Source organism: Rhodobacteraceae bacterium Araon29, from assembly GCA_039640505.1.
GTDB lineage: Bacteria > Pseudomonadota > Alphaproteobacteria > Rhodobacterales > Rhodobacteraceae > CABZJG01.
Genome location: CP046865.1, coordinates 482,859 through 496,118, shown reverse-complemented (window position 1 = coordinate 496,118; position 13,260 = coordinate 482,859). Strand labels below are relative to the sequence as shown.

General features: G+C 53.1%; 14 protein-coding genes. 10 read left to right on the top strand and 4 right to left on the bottom strand.

Annotation, left to right across the window (positions count from 1 at the left end):
• Positions 1–2 precede the first annotated feature (2 nt).
• A complete protein-coding gene (locus GN278_02210; GenBank protein XAT59739.1) occupies positions 3–419 on the top strand; it encodes an META domain-containing protein in 417 nt (138 codons plus the stop codon).
• On the opposite strand, the gene GN278_02205 is transcribed toward GN278_02210, so the two are convergent.
• Positions 416–1,444, bottom strand: a complete 1,029-nt coding sequence (locus tag GN278_02205; GenBank protein ID XAT59738.1) for an FAD-dependent oxidoreductase — start codon at positions 1,442–1,444, stop codon at positions 416–418. The genes GN278_02210 and GN278_02205 overlap by 4 nt on opposite strands.
• Before the next feature lie 66 nt (positions 1,445–1,510).
• Here GN278_02205 and mnmD point away from each other — a divergent pair, with 66 nt between their 5' ends.
• Both mnmD and GN278_02195 read left to right on the top strand, forming a co-directional pair.
• Positions 1,511–2,206 (top strand): tRNA (5-methylaminomethyl-2-thiouridine)(34)-methyltransferase MnmD, encoded by a 696-nt coding sequence (gene mnmD / locus GN278_02200; GenBank protein XAT59737.1) that lies wholly within the window; start codon positions 1,511–1,513, stop codon positions 2,204–2,206.
• Positions 2,190–3,065 (top strand): EamA family transporter, encoded by an 876-nt coding sequence (locus tag GN278_02195; protein ID XAT59736.1) that lies wholly within the window; start codon positions 2,190–2,192, stop codon positions 3,063–3,065. Before mnmD ends, GN278_02195 begins: the two co-directional genes overlap by 17 nt.
• Here GN278_02195 and GN278_02190 read toward each other — a convergent pair.
• On the bottom strand, positions 3,021–4,985 hold the full coding sequence (locus GN278_02190) for a transglycosylase SLT domain-containing protein (protein XAT59735.1): 1,965 nt from the start codon (positions 4,983–4,985) through the stop codon (positions 3,021–3,023). The two genes, GN278_02195 and GN278_02190, sit on opposite strands and share 45 nt — an antisense overlap.
• A gap of 132 nt (positions 4,986–5,117) precedes the next feature.
• Between GN278_02190 and GN278_02185 the strand changes: the two genes are divergently transcribed.
• A complete protein-coding gene (locus GN278_02185; protein ID XAT59734.1) occupies positions 5,118–5,993 on the top strand; it encodes a 4-hydroxy-tetrahydrodipicolinate synthase in 876 nt (291 codons plus the stop codon).
• A gap of 65 nt (positions 5,994–6,058) precedes the next feature.
• Here the strand turns inward: GN278_02185 and GN278_02180 are convergent, their stop codons facing one another.
• Positions 6,059–7,309, bottom strand: a complete 1,251-nt coding sequence (locus tag GN278_02180) for a cysteine desulfurase (protein ID XAT59733.1) — start codon at positions 7,307–7,309, stop codon at positions 6,059–6,061.
• 96 nt (positions 7,310–7,405) lie between these two features.
• Between GN278_02180 and GN278_02175 the strand changes: the two genes are divergently transcribed.
• A complete protein-coding gene (locus GN278_02175; GenBank protein ID XAT59732.1) occupies positions 7,406–8,338 on the top strand; it encodes a LysR family transcriptional regulator in 933 nt (310 codons plus the stop codon).
• Here GN278_02175 and uraH read toward each other — a convergent pair.
• Positions 8,323–8,676, bottom strand: coding sequence for a hydroxyisourate hydrolase (gene uraH / locus GN278_02170; protein XAT59731.1), 354 nt, complete (start codon positions 8,674–8,676; stop codon positions 8,323–8,325). The two genes, GN278_02175 and uraH, sit on opposite strands and share 16 nt — an antisense overlap.
• 141 nt (positions 8,677–8,817) lie before the next feature.
• On the opposite strand from uraH, the gene puuE reads away from it, so the two are divergent.
• From puuE to GN278_02145, 5 genes are all read left to right on the top strand, one after another.
• On the top strand, positions 8,818–10,233 hold the full coding sequence (puuE, locus tag GN278_02165; protein XAT59730.1) for an allantoinase PuuE: 1,416 nt from the start codon (positions 8,818–8,820) through the stop codon (positions 10,231–10,233).
• Entirely contained in the window at positions 10,230–10,715 is a 486-nt protein-coding gene (locus tag GN278_02160) for an ureidoglycolate lyase (protein ID XAT59729.1), read from the top strand. Before puuE ends, GN278_02160 begins: the two co-directional genes overlap by 4 nt.
• Before the next feature lie 79 nt (positions 10,716–10,794).
• Entirely contained in the window at positions 10,795–11,154 is a 360-nt protein-coding gene (locus tag GN278_02155; protein ID XAT59728.1) for a hypothetical protein, read from the top strand.
• Positions 11,155–11,451: 297 nt separating this feature from the next.
• Positions 11,452–12,774: a purine permease gene (locus tag GN278_02150; GenBank protein XAT59727.1), complete on the top strand. Its 1,323-nt coding sequence runs from the start codon at positions 11,452–11,454 to the stop codon at positions 12,772–12,774.
• A 128-nt stretch (positions 12,775–12,902) separates the two neighbouring features.
• Positions 12,903–13,244 carry a DUF2794 domain-containing protein gene (locus tag GN278_02145; protein XAT59726.1) on the top strand — a complete coding sequence of 114 codons (342 nt, stop codon included), beginning with the start codon at positions 12,903–12,905 and terminating at the stop codon, positions 13,242–13,244.
• The last annotated feature ends 16 nt before the right edge of the window (positions 13,245–13,260 follow it).

The window sequence follows — 13,260 nt, the reverse complement described above, 5'->3', positions numbered from 1 at the left end:
CTATGCCGTTTATGTCTAAACCACCGCACTTCGTACCCCTTGTGTTTTCTTTATGGGCGCTTCTAAGCGGCTGTCAGGTTGATCCTGCGGCGACTTTGGATAGTGTAGTCGGCCCGGTTTGGGCGGCGCAAACACTAGATGGCACAGCTTTTACCGCTGCTGCCACACTGCACTTTTCGCAAGATGGCAAACTAAGCGGCAAAGCGCCCTGCAACCGCTATTTCGGAGCGGTTAAATTCACCGGTTCTGATGTCGCCATCGGTCCTTTGGCAAGCACAAGAATGGCCTGTGAAGCCTTAGACGATGAATACCGCTATCTATTGGCGCTTGAAGACATGACTGAGGTAAAGCTCTCGCTTGGTCAGCTCATTCTAAGGGATCCGGCGGGTCGGGAATTAACCTTTAAAAAGCAAGATTAAAACGAGGCCTCGGGCCGAAATTCAGTCGGGATAGCATCGCGCCCTTCCAAGATCAAATCGGCCATGATCTGGGCTATTTTGGGTGCCATCCCAAAGCCGATCTTAAAGCCACCATTGGCAATAAACGCGCCGTTTTCGGTGGGATGTGCCCCAAGCACCGGCGCTCGGCTGCGGCTGCGCGGCCGCACGCCTGCCCAGCGCTTTAAAATCCGCGCGGATTTGAGCTCGGGCAAAACGCGCTGCGCCTTTTCAATTAAGTTATCAAGCTGACCATCCACCGTATCTATGCCCTCATACTCCCGCTCAGAGGTTGAGCCGACAGCAAGCGTGCCATCTTCGTGGGGGACAAAATGCAAGGTATCGGCAAAAATCTGCGGCGCAGTCGATTGATCAAAGTCAAACAAAGCCGCCTGCCCCTTAACCCCGATGCCAAAGGCACGCCCGCGCAGTGCCGATATCCGCAAAAGGTCATGCAGGCCGGTGGCCCACAGCACCGCACCGCGATCATCAGCCTGCCGTGCGATCTGCACCCCTTTGACCTGCAGCGCGGCCGCCAAAGCATGGCAAGCCGCATTGGGGTTGATACGCGCAGTTAAGCTATCAACAATCCAAAAGCCGGTTGGCGAGGGCGGTGCCCAGTTTGGCGGCGTATCCGTAACGATCCATCTGGCCAGCCCTTTCCATAAGGAAGTGGCATTTTCGCTCCGTTGATGGGCTAATTCAAGCGCGGCAGTATCCAAAACCGGCTGAACGCGGCCCAGCCGCGCATAGCCTGATGATTTTCCGCCGCTCTGTTCAACCTGCGTCCAGAACGCTTCGGCCATCATCAAGCTGTCAAACTGAAAGGCTTTTTTACTGTTCCAGTTTTCCGGCACATGCGGCGCAAGCGCCCCCACGATACCGCCACTTGATCCTGCTGCAATCCCCTGCGGGTCTACCACCGTCACCTTTGCCCCACGGCGCGCGCATTCCCAGGCGATAGAAAGCCCGAAAATACCTGCCCCACGGATTGTTACGTCGTCCATTGCCACGCCTGATGCATCTGATAAAACATCCCTAATTGTGGTTTGCACACTTCACAAGGTCCGATGATGCCCTCTTCTGATCCACAGCTTTCTTGGCACGACCGCGATGTGCCGGTTTCGACACAGTTTGACGATCCCTATTATTCGCTTGAAAACGGGCTGCAAGAAACTCAACATGTGTTTTTGGCAGGAAATGACTTGCCCCAGCGGTTTTGCCATAGGGTTCATATTGCCGAATTGGGATTTGGCACTGGCCTAAATCTTTTGGCAACACTGGCGCTATGGCGCGCCAGCGGCGTAACAGGGCAGTTACAGTTTACCAGCTTTGAAGCCTATCCGATGGCAGCTGACCAAATGGCCCGCGCTCTTGCACATTTTACCCCATTAGAGCCTTTAGCAAAAGAGTTTGCCCCTCTCTGGCCAGAGCTGTGCGCCCATGGCCGGATTGAAACCGATGAGCTTTGCTTAAACGTACTCTTTGGTGATGCGCGCAAAACCTTGCCAAACTGGCAAGGACAAGCCGATTGCTGGTTTCTGGATGGGTTTTCACCGGCCAAGAACCCCGAGCTTTGGGGGGGCGATTTGCTTAAATCCGTCTATGACCATACGGCCAATGGAGGGACCGCCGCGACCTACACGGCGGCAGGCTTTGTGCGCCACAATCTTGAATTGGCCGGTTTCACCGTGAAACGAAGTAAGGGGTTTGGCCGCAAGCGGCACATGACCCAAGCCGTAAAAGGGGCATTTGATGCAAAGCAATAACCGGCTTGGAATTATCTTGATGATGGTCACCACTGTGGTGTTTGCCGCCCAAGACGGTATTTCAAAACATCTGGCCCAAGAATACAACGTGCTGATGGTGGTGATGATCCGCTACTGGTTTTTCGCAGCTTTCGTGCTGACCGTTGCAAAGCGCAGGGCGGGCGGGCTGCGCCAAGCGGCCGCAACAGCGCAGCCCCTGCTGCAGATCTTTCGCGGCAGCTTACTGGCGATCGAAATATGCGTCACTGTGGCGGCATTTGCGCTTTTGGGTTTGATTGAAAGCCATGCAATTTTTGCCTGTTACCCACTGCTTATCGCCGCCCTCTCTGGCCCTATTTTGGGAGAAGCCGTGGGGTGGCGCCGTTGGGTTGCGATTGGCGCAGGGTTCGTCGGCGTACTGATTATCCTCAATCCAACGGCCAGTATTTTTAGCCCTCTGGCCATTATCCCGTTTTTCTCGGCTGTCATTTTTGCGCTGTACGGGCTTTTGACCCGCTATGTCTCGCGGCAAGACAGCGCCGAAACCAGTTTTTTCTGGACCGGCATCACCGGAGTTGTTCTGATGAGCGCCATCGGCATCTGGATGTGGGAACCCATGAGCAGTCGCGACTGGCTTTGGATGGCTTTGCTCTGTGTTACAGGGGCTTTGGGTCATGGCCTATTGATCAAATGTTACGAAGTGGCTGAAGCCAGTGCTGTGCAGCCTTTTGCCTATCTGCAACTGGTTTTTGTATCCGTCATCGGCGTGGCATTTTTTAATGAGGTCATCGCTTTAAATGTGGCCATTGGCGCCGGAATTGTTCTCAGCGCAGGCCTATTCACTTTTTGGCGCGAGCGGCTGCAAAACCGAGCTCTTTAATTGCACTGAAAACGGCTCAGACTGCGCTGGCTTGCCCAGTCGCGCGCGGTAATTGATGAGACTTTCGGCCACCCGCATGACATAATTGCGGGTTTCAACATAGGGGATCATTTCGATCCATTGGACAATATCAACACCGGGTGCGCGCGGATCACCAAGGCTTTTGATCCAGATGTCAACCCGGTTGGGGCCCGCATTATAAGCCGCGGCCACAAGCACTGGATTGCCTTCAAACCGCTGGGTTAAATCGGCCAGATACTGACCGGCCAGTTCGGCATTATACTCCCAGTCGCGGATCAGCCGGTCGGGGCTATAGTCCACTGCCAGCTTCTGCGCCATGGCTTTGGCCGTCGCCGGCATCACCTGCATCAAACCCCGCGCTCCCGCAGGAGATATCGCGCTGTCTTTAAACTCAGTTTCACGGCGGGCAATCGCAAGCATCAGCTCGGTGGCCACCGGATAGGTTTTCTGGCCCAAAGGGTGCAAAGCGAAAAGTGGTCTTGGATAGACATATCCCTGACTTGCTTTCCGTTTGCCCAATCGCACCAAAGCCCTTGGCTGCTTGATCTCTTCGAGGAAATCAACGAGCTGAGGAAGCTGATCCTCGGGCAAAGTTTCCGCCAAATGCGTTACAAACCGCTCGGCCAAAATCGGCTGATCTGCAGCGTACAATAGGATTGTTGCTTGAAATACAGGGCTTTGACGAAACCCCGCATCTTGCCAATCTGGCAAAGAGACATCTTGCGACAGGCCTTTCGTCATTGGCACCGCCACTTGTTCAGCGCAGAGCAGACCATAAAATCCAACCTGATAATCCGAACCTAAGCGAAAAGAGCGCTGGGCAGGTTCATCATTTCCCTGCGCCTGATGCGCAACTCCCAACCAATAATATCCCCGGCTTAAGGAAATCGGTGTTTCACTCTTAAGCAGCAGGTTTTCAAAATGCACTTGGGCAATGGTGGGGCTGTTATGGTGCTGCAGCGCGATATATCCGGCAAGCCATTCAAGATCGGCAAAATCACCGCCTTTGGTCAGATGATGGCCCGATGCCAGTTGATAGGCCAAATCAAACCGCTTTGCAGAAATCAGCTCACGAACCAAAAGTTTACGGCCCTTGGACCACACCTCTGGCCTACCTAGAAAAACCGCCGATTGACTGCGCTTTGCAAGTAAGGCCATGGCTGCATCTTGGCGCCCAGCACGCAGCCGCCACGTAAAGCGGGCATGGGCCAAGAGCGGGGTATTTTGCAGCTCATCTGCCACCGCGGCAATCAACGTATCAACCCCCTGCTCACCTTTACGCAAAGCAATGCGAGCCGTGGCCATGGCCGCTTGATCGCTTGATACATAGGGCAATATCGCTTCGGCCGATGCATGCGCATCGAGCCAGAGCATTTCACGAAGGCGGGCTTCATGCAGCGCTCTAAGGTTATCGGCAAATTGTTCCAGGTAGGCTTGCTGAACCTTATAGCTCATTGGGGCTGCTACCCAGAAATCCTGCGCCAATCGGTGCGCTTGCTCGGTCTTTCCCTCTGCAAGTAGCGCAGCAGCATAGGCAAAGCCGCCCACTGCTGTTAACGGCGCGTGACGCTGAAAAAAGTCCAAAACCACATCGGTTGGTGCATCCAGAAAGGCCTCTTCAGATTGCTTTTGCAGGTAGGGCAAGCCGGGCCAGTCGCCGTTGCGAGCCATAAAGCGAGATACCGCTTGGGCGGTTCCAGCGCCAGATCGGTGCAAATGCCATTCAATAATATCGGTGGCAATGCGTCCATCTTGCGCCGCAATTTGCAAGGCTGCTTGCCAATTTTGTTGCTGCACGGCATCCAACGCGTTTTCGAGCGGTCGAGGCGCGGCGCTTGCAGAGGTTAAACTGGTAAAAATGATCAAAAAAAGACCAAAGATACGGAACATTACTTGCATTTTTCGTTATGAACCTGAATAGACTGCGGCGACTGTAACGTGAGAAATGCGTAACGCCAACGATCTCTGTGGCTTAGGCAGAAAATTGCTGCTAGATTATCGCGTGTTCACAAAAACTAGGAGGAGCGTATCATGTTGAAAGGATCAATGCCAGCATTGGTGACGCCATTTAAAGATGGTGCTGTGGATGTTGATACGCTCAAATCATTGGTCGATTGGCATATTGATCAGGGAAGCCATGGGCTGGTTCCGGTCGGCACAACAGGTGAAAGCCCAACGCTAAGCCATGAAGAACATGAAATGGTCGTCGCCGAGGTGGTCAAAGCCGCTGCAGGACGGGTGCCGATTATTGCCGGAGCAGGCTCAAACAATACCGCCGAGTCGCTTAGATTTATGGCCCATGCCAAAGAGGTCGGGGCCACGGCAGCTTTGGTCGTGACACCCTATTACAACAAACCCACGCAAGCGGGACTTATCGCGCATTTCAAAACCTTGCATGATGCCTGCGAGTTGCCGATCGTCATTTATAATATTCCGGGCCGTTCGGTGGTGGATATGTCGCCGCAAACCATGGGCGAGCTGGCCAAACTGCCGCGTATTATCGGGGTCAAAGACGCCACTGGCGATCTGGCCCGTGTCTGCGAGCAACGCATCACCTGCGGCGCTGATTTCCTACAAATCTCGGGGGAAGATGCAACCGCGCATGGTTTTAACGCGCAAGGCGGCATTGGCTGTATTTCGGTCACTGCCAACGCGGCACCAAAGCTCTGTGCCGAGTTGCAAAACGCCTGTCTTGCGGCGGATTATGCCACCGCACTTGATCTGCAGGATAAGCTGATGCCGCTGCATCAAGCGATTTTCACCGAGCCGGGTTTGGTGGGCGCCAAATACGCAATGTCGCAACTGGGGCTGTGCTCGGATGAGGTTCGGCTGCCTTTGACCCCATTGAGTGACAGCACAAAGGGCTTGATCCGCGATGCGTTGCGTCACGCTGGGCTGTTGAATTAAACCCGGTCACCTTTGCCCTATGCGCCGGACAAGCCTCGCTTTTCAAAGATGATTTCTGTTATACTTTAACGCACAGCTAAACGTAGGGGCATCTCGTCCATCGCGGTGCGAAACCATTTCACAATGGCATCGCGCTCATCCTGTTCCATCCAAGTCACGTTCGCTGGTGGCATCGCGTGGGTTACCCCGGAATGCAGGTAAATGGCCTTGGCTTGCGCGGTGATATCTGCACGGCTCTCCAAAAACACATGGTTGGGCGCATAGCGGATGCCCTCATACACAGGCTCACGGGCATGACACATGGAGCAGCGGCCAACAACAATCTCTTCCACATGATCAAATCCTTCCACTGCAGCGAAAATCTGCTGCTTTTCCGACAATGCGTCAGACTCTTCCAGTGGTTTGACCATGGGCGCGGTCGATAGCCACATGATGCATAAAAACAGCAGCGCGGTAACAAGCCACGTCCAAGTAGGATTGCCTGACCCCGCGTGGCGCGTGTTGAAATAATGCCGGATCGTGACCCCCATCAAAAACACCAAAGCACAGATTAGCCAGTTATACTCGCTGGCAAAGGCCAGTGGATAATGCGTTGATAGCATTAAAAAGATCACCGGCAGGGTGAGATAGTTATTATGGGTCGAGCGCAGTTTGGCAATTTTTCCGTATTTGGCGTCAGGCACCCGGCCAGCCACGAGGTCTGCCACCACGATACGCTGATTGGGCATAATGATGAAAAATACATTGGCGGTCATAATGGTGGCGGTAAATGCCCCCAGATGAAGTAGCGACGCGCGGCCGGTAAATATCTGATCATAGCCCCACGCCATTACTACCAAAAGTACAAAAAGTAAGACCATCAATACCGTCGGGCTGTCCCCCAGTTTTGACTTACATAAAAAATCATAAATTACCCAACCAAGCGCCAGTGAACCCGCCGAAATTAAAATCGCCTGAAACACAGATAGGTCCGCTTTGGACTGATCGATTAAGTATATCTCAGCGCCCGCCCAGTACATCACCATCAAAAGCGCCGCGCCAGACAGCCATGTGCTGTAGCTTTCCCATTTGAACCAGGTCAGATGTGCGGGCATTTCTTCGGGCGCCACAAGGTATTTACGCACATGATAAAATCCACCGCCGTGGACCTGCCATTCTTCGCCATGCGCGCCCTTTGGCAAATCATCCGATTTGCGCAATCCCAGATCAAGCGCAATAAAATAAAATGACGATCCGATCCAAGCCATCGCGGTAATGACGTGAACCCATCGAATGGCAAAGGCCAACCAGTCCCAGATAATTGCAAACTCTTGCATCGTCTCTTCTCTTAACTTTGCTCTAATAGTCCTAGTCTAATCCTAGATTTACTTGTATTGTAAAAAAATCCAAGCTGTTTCAATAAAAGCAACATAATGTCTTATACTGATAACATCCGAACCTTTGTGCGTGTCTACGAACTGGGGTCAATGTCGGCTGCCGCGCGCGATCAAAGGATTTCGCCTGCCGTTGCCTCTGCTCGGATTTCCCAATTAGAAGACCATCTTAGAGTACGGCTGTTTCAGCGCACCACGCGGATGCTTAACCCAACCGAGCAAGGTCGTTTGTTTTATAGTGGAGCGGTGCGGATATTGGATGCAATCGAAGAAGCAGAAGCGCAGGTACAAGATATCACCCAATCCCCCCGAGGGTCGATTTATGTCGCCGCACCGCTGGGTGTCGGGCGGCGTTTTATTGCCCCCGCAGTGCCAGACTTTAAAGAACAATATCCGCTGATTGATGTCCGTTTGCGCTTGTCGGATCGCAGTGTGGATCTCACGGCCGAAGGCCTTGATGTCGCCTTTTTCCTCGGCACTCCGAAAGATTCGACCTTTAAGATGAAAAAAATTGCCGATTGCCCACGGCTTTTATGCGCAGCCCCAAGCTATTTGCAGCAGCGCGGCGCGCCGCAATCGCTCAAAGAGCTGACCGACGGCACCCATGATTGTTTGAACCTGCGATTTCCCGGCGCGTCAGAATTTCAATGGCCGCTTATGACCGAAGACGGTATTCAGCGGTTTGCCGTCAAAGGCCCATTTGAATCCGATGATGGGGATGTACTGACAAATTGGGCGGTGGGCGGTTTTGGAATTATTATGAAACCTTATTTTGAAGTCGCCGATCACCTGCAATCCGGCGCGCTGGTTGCGGTCTTACCGCAGCATAGCCCGGTTGAGATCCAGCTCGGGTGCCTTTATCCGCACCGGCGTAAACAGGATCCAAAAATCCGGCTTTTCATAGAGTTTATGGCGCGGCGCAGCGCCGCCCAAATGGCAAACATAATGCAGGGCGTTCAGCTGCCTCGATAAGTTGAATATCCAAACGGCGAAAGCAGCAGCGGCACATGATAATGGCTGTTTTCGCTCATTTCAAAACGGATCGGGATGATATCCAGAAACCCGTTGCTGCCCGAGGGCGCGCCGCATCCGCTTAGGTATGTACCGGCATGGAACACCAGTTCATAGCGGCCCAAAGCGAACTCTTCGCTCGGCAGGATCGGGCCATCTGTTCGGCCATCAGCGTTGGTGGTCATGCTGCCAAGCGCAAGGCGTGTGTCTTCTTCAAGCCGAAAAAGATCAATTTTCAATCCTGCAGCAGGGCAGCCCCGCGCGGTATCCAATACATGTGTGGTCAAATATCCAGACATCTGCCCCTCTTTTCATCACTCTGCTATTCTGCGCCAAAAAAATACTTCTGCAACCTTGCCATAATATAAAAGATGTTTCAAAAATTGATTGAAAGTCTTGCTCGCTTTCTTGTGATACAAACGACCAAGAAGGAACATCGCATGAAGCGTTATCGCCGCGACATGATTGGATATGGGGCAAACCCACCCAAAGCGAACTGGCCTAACGAGGCCAAGATCGCTTTGCAATTTGTGATCAATTATGAAGAAGGCGGCGAAAACTGCATCTTGCATGATGATCCCGCATCCGAAGCTTTTCTATCTGAAATCGTTGGGGCGGCGGCCTGGCCAGATCAACGCCATTGGAACATGGAAAGCATGTATGAATACGGCGCCCGCGCCGGGTTCTGGCGGCTGCACCGGCTGTTCACCGAGCTTGATATACCGGCCACCGTTTACGGCGTGGCCACGGCTTTGGCGCGCAACCCCGAACAGGTGCACGCCATGCAGCAGGCCGGCTGGGAAATCGCCAGCCACGGGCTAAAGTGGATCGAGCACAAGGATATGACGCCCAAGGTCGAGTCGGCCCAGATCCAAGAGGCCATTGCATTGCATACCGAAGTGACCGGCGAGCGGCCTTACGGCTGGTATACAGGCCGATGCTCGGAAAACACCGTTTCATTGGTCGCTGCGGCTGGCGGGTTTGACTATATCTCGGACAGCTACGCCGATGATCTGCCCTATTGGATGGACTGCGGTGGCCATGATCAGTTGATTATCCCTTATACCCTTGACGCCAATGATATGCGCTTTGCAACACCGCAGGGCTTCAATGCAGGCGATCAGTTTTTCAACTACCTCAAAGACAGTTTTGATGCGCTTTATGCCGAAGGCGTGGCCGGGTCTGCAAAAATGATGTCCATTGGCCTGCATTGCCGGCTGATCGGGCGTCCGGGCCGCGTTATGGCCCTGCGGCGCTTTATGGACTATGCAAAATCGCATGGCGATGTGTGGTTTGCCCGAAGGGTTGATATTGCACGGCATTGGTCAAAGGCCCACCCCCCAAAACATTTCGAACGCCCCTCGCAGATGAGCAAAGACCGGTTTGTAGAGCTTTATGGCGGCGTCTTTGAGCACTCATCTTGGGTGGCTGAGGGCGCCCATGGATTAGAGCTTGGACCGGCCCATGACACTGCTGTAGGGCTTCATAATGCCCTCGCGCGGGTGTTTCGCTCGGCGGCAAAAGATCGAAAGCTTGAAGTGCTGTGTGCGCATCCAGACCTGGCCGGCAAGCTGGCGCAGGCCAAACGGCTGACCAAAGCGTCTACCTCGGAGCAAGCAGGGGCAGGATTGGACGCGCTGACAGACGATGAGCGGGCGCGATTTGAGGCCTTGAATGCTGCCTATAGCGAAAAACACGGCTTTCCTTTTATCATTCCGGTGCGCGATCATACCAAATCCAGCATATTGCGCGATTTTCAGCAGCGGCTTGAAAACACCTCTGACGCAGAATTCGAACAGGCCTGCAAAGCAGTTGAGCGCATTGCAGCACTGCGATTGCAAGGGCTCTTGCCGTGAGCGTGGCGATATACGCCGCGCCTCTAAACGCAGAGGGCTTTGCACCCTTTGGCGATGTCCTTGAGACCAAAGGCGCGCCTGATCAGATTATAAACCAAGGCCTTTGTGAACGCTTTCATGATCGAGCAAAACTAGACTTCAACGGGGGCCGTGCTGGGATCAGCCTTTTTGATGCAGAGCCGCGCGCCCTGCCTTATGCGCTTGATATGATGGAGCGGCACCCCTTGGGATCACAAGCCTTTATTCCAATGACCGATAAGCCGTTTTTAATCACCGTTTCGCTGGATAACGCCGGTGTTCCGGACCAACCTCGGGCGTTTCTATCCAGTCCCGGCCAAGGCATCAATTTTCACCGTAATATCTGGCATGGGGTGTTAACGCCGCTTCATGCCCCAGGGCTTTTTGCAGTCATCGACAGAATAGGAAAGGGCAACAACCTAGAGGAATTCACGTTCGATATCCCATATACAGTTTACCAGTGAAGATTATAAAAAGATGTCAACCAACAATTGGTTAGACCCAACAACAAGGAGAATAAAAATTGTATAGGATATCCCAATCATGACTGGAAAAAAGATGAAATTTATTCTGTTGTCGCTGCTGCTGCTGGGAACTCCTGCAGTCGCCAAGACTGGTGCGGTACTGAAGGATATGTGTAAGTCTGGTAATGCGGCTCAACCGAATGAGCTTGGAGCAGGCTTCTGTTTGGGTGCTATTGCTAGTATTCTTGAGGTAATGAAGGCTGGAAATTCGATTGGTGGTATGAATGCGTGCTTTCCAGCTGACTTAAGCACGTCGGATGCCATCGACACGGTCCTGCAGTATCTTGATAAATCCAAGGGAGCGGAATTGGATCTGAACAAATATATGATCCATTCCGCCTTAGCGGTAATATTTATGCTTGAGTTCAAATGCGACTAAGTGATCGAGAAACAGCCGTACTAGCCTCCGGGATGTCACGCTTAGGAAATGTCAATTGCAACAAGAAAGCACCGTCTGAGTTGTTTTTTCAGTGAGAACGATCTTTTCCCCGCTAATAGCGGCTATTCTGTTTTTGCCCTCGGTTTCAGAGGCGGACATTTCAACATTTATTATCAATCCGAGCTCTCTTCCTTACGATCTAGGCCCTGACAAATATGATAAAAGTCCGAGCAAGTACGATAACAGCTTTAGCAAGTACGATAATTCGGCGAGCAAGTACGATAACAGCCCAAGCAAATAAGTGACACATCAACTGGGTATAGCGATCCCAATATAACCCCTCCAATGGGCGAAGCCGTCCCATTGGGGCTGCAACACGTTCTGGCTATGTTTGCTTCAAACGTGACGCCTTCGGTGATTGTCGCCGGTGCGGCCGGTTTGGCCTTTGGCGGCGCTGAGCAGGTTTATTTGATCCAGATGGCAATGCTGTTTGCCGGTATTGCCACCTTGTTCCAAACCATAGGTGTTGGCCCAGTTGGCGCACGGCTGCCGATTATGCAGGGCACCAGCTTTGCCTTTGTAGGCGTGCTGGCCGGCATTGCTGCAACCCAAGGTTTGGGCGTGGCGCTGACCTCATGCGTCATCGCAGGGCTTATCCACTTTGCGCTTGGCTCGGTCATCAGCTCAATCCGCAGTTGGTTCCCGCCGCTGGTCACCGGCTTGGTCATTTTGGCCATTGGTCTTTACCTTATTCCGGTCGGCATTAAATATGCCGCAGGCGGTGCAGCTGATTTCCAGATGAACGCTGACAGCTTTGGCTCAATGAAGCATTGGGCGGTAGCGCTGACTGTGATTGTGGTGGCGCTTGTGTGTAAATTCCGCACCACCGGCATGCTATCCAATGCGGCCATTCTCATTGGTATTGTCGCTGGTTATATCCTCGCATTTATCTTGGGGATGGTGTCTTTCGGCGGGGTTGCCAAAGCCAGCTGGATCATCGGCTTGCAAGTCATGCCTTACGGATTTGAATTTAACCTTGGCGCTGTTATTGGCGTGACTTTGGTGTCCATCGTATCTGCGGTAGAAACCGTTGGCGACGCCTCTGCCACAACCAAGGCCGGCGCAGGACGTGATGCCACAGACGAGGAAATATCCGGCGCAACCTACGCGGATGGTTTGGGAACTGCCGTAGCCGGTGTTTTTGGCGGGCTTCCCAACACCTCGTTTAGCCAAAACGTCGGTATCGTCGGTATGACCGGTATTATGAGCCGCCACGTGGTCTCGATCGCCGGTCTCATCATGGTGATTTGCGGATTGCTGCCAAAAATCGGTGCGCTCATTGCCTCTATGCCAATGCCCGTGCTTGGCGGCGGCGTGATCGTGATGTTCGGCATGGTCGCTGCAGCAGGTATGAACGTGCTGTCAGAAGTGAAAATGACCCGCCGCAATATGGTGATCATCGCCATATCGCTGACCGTGGGCCTTGGGCTTAATCTGGTGCCTTCTGCGGTTCAGTATTTGCCAGGTATCGTAAAAACCTTGGCCACATCAGCCGTGGCGCCAACGGCGTTCTTGGCCATCATACTGAACCAAATCCTCCCCGAAGATGTAGAGGCGTAAGCCTATTTCATCGGATATGATTGCACCGCCTCCGGAAACGGGGGCGGTTTTGCTTTTGGTGAGAGTTTTTTTGGCCCGTTGCCATCAAACACCTTGATTTGCGCGGCAAACTTCGCAAAGCTATCTTTATGAATAGTTATTCTGGATTTTCGGCCCACCGGCCCGCTTCAGAAACGGTGTCCTTTCAGCGCCCCGAACTCAATATCGTTTTATCGCTTTATGGCCGGATGGTGGCGGCCGGCGAATGGCGTGACTATGGTATTTCAAGCCTGCGCGATGTGGCCGTGTTTTCAGTGTTCCGCCGTACGGCTGAGAACCCGCTCTACCGCATTGAAAAACGCCCGCGGCTGCGGAGCCGTCAAGGCCAGTACGCAGTCATCGGGGTGGACGGTCAGGTACTTAAACGCGGACATGATCTGAAAACTGTTTTGCGGGTGTTAGAACGCAAATTGATCCGTGCTGTCTCGTGATCCTTTTATAAAATAC

Coding starts and splice junctions, on each gene's coding strand:
- GN278_02210 (XAT59739.1), top strand. CDS start 3: ATGCCGTTTATGTCTAAACCACCGCACTTCGTACCCCTTGTGTTTTCT.
- GN278_02205 (XAT59738.1), bottom strand. CDS start 1,444: ATGGACGACGTAACAATCCGTGGGGCAGGTATTTTCGGGCTTTCTATC.
- mnmD (XAT59737.1), top strand. CDS start 1,511: ATGCCCTCTTCTGATCCACAGCTTTCTTGGCACGACCGCGATGTGCCG.
- GN278_02190 (XAT59735.1), bottom strand. CDS start 4,985: ATGCAAGTAATGTTCCGTATCTTTGGTCTTTTTTTGATCATTTTTACC.
- GN278_02185 (XAT59734.1), top strand. CDS start 5,118: ATGTTGAAAGGATCAATGCCAGCATTGGTGACGCCATTTAAAGATGGT.
- GN278_02180 (XAT59733.1), bottom strand. CDS start 7,309: ATGCAAGAGTTTGCAATTATCTGGGACTGGTTGGCCTTTGCCATTCGA.
- GN278_02175 (XAT59732.1), top strand. CDS start 7,406: ATGTCTTATACTGATAACATCCGAACCTTTGTGCGTGTCTACGAACTG.
- uraH (XAT59731.1), bottom strand. CDS start 8,676: ATGTCTGGATATTTGACCACACATGTATTGGATACCGCGCGGGGCTGC.
- puuE (XAT59730.1), top strand. CDS start 8,818: ATGAAGCGTTATCGCCGCGACATGATTGGATATGGGGCAAACCCACCC.
- GN278_02155 (XAT59728.1), top strand. CDS start 10,795: ATGACTGGAAAAAAGATGAAATTTATTCTGTTGTCGCTGCTGCTGCTG.
- GN278_02145 (XAT59726.1), top strand. CDS start 12,903: ATGAATAGTTATTCTGGATTTTCGGCCCACCGGCCCGCTTCAGAAACG.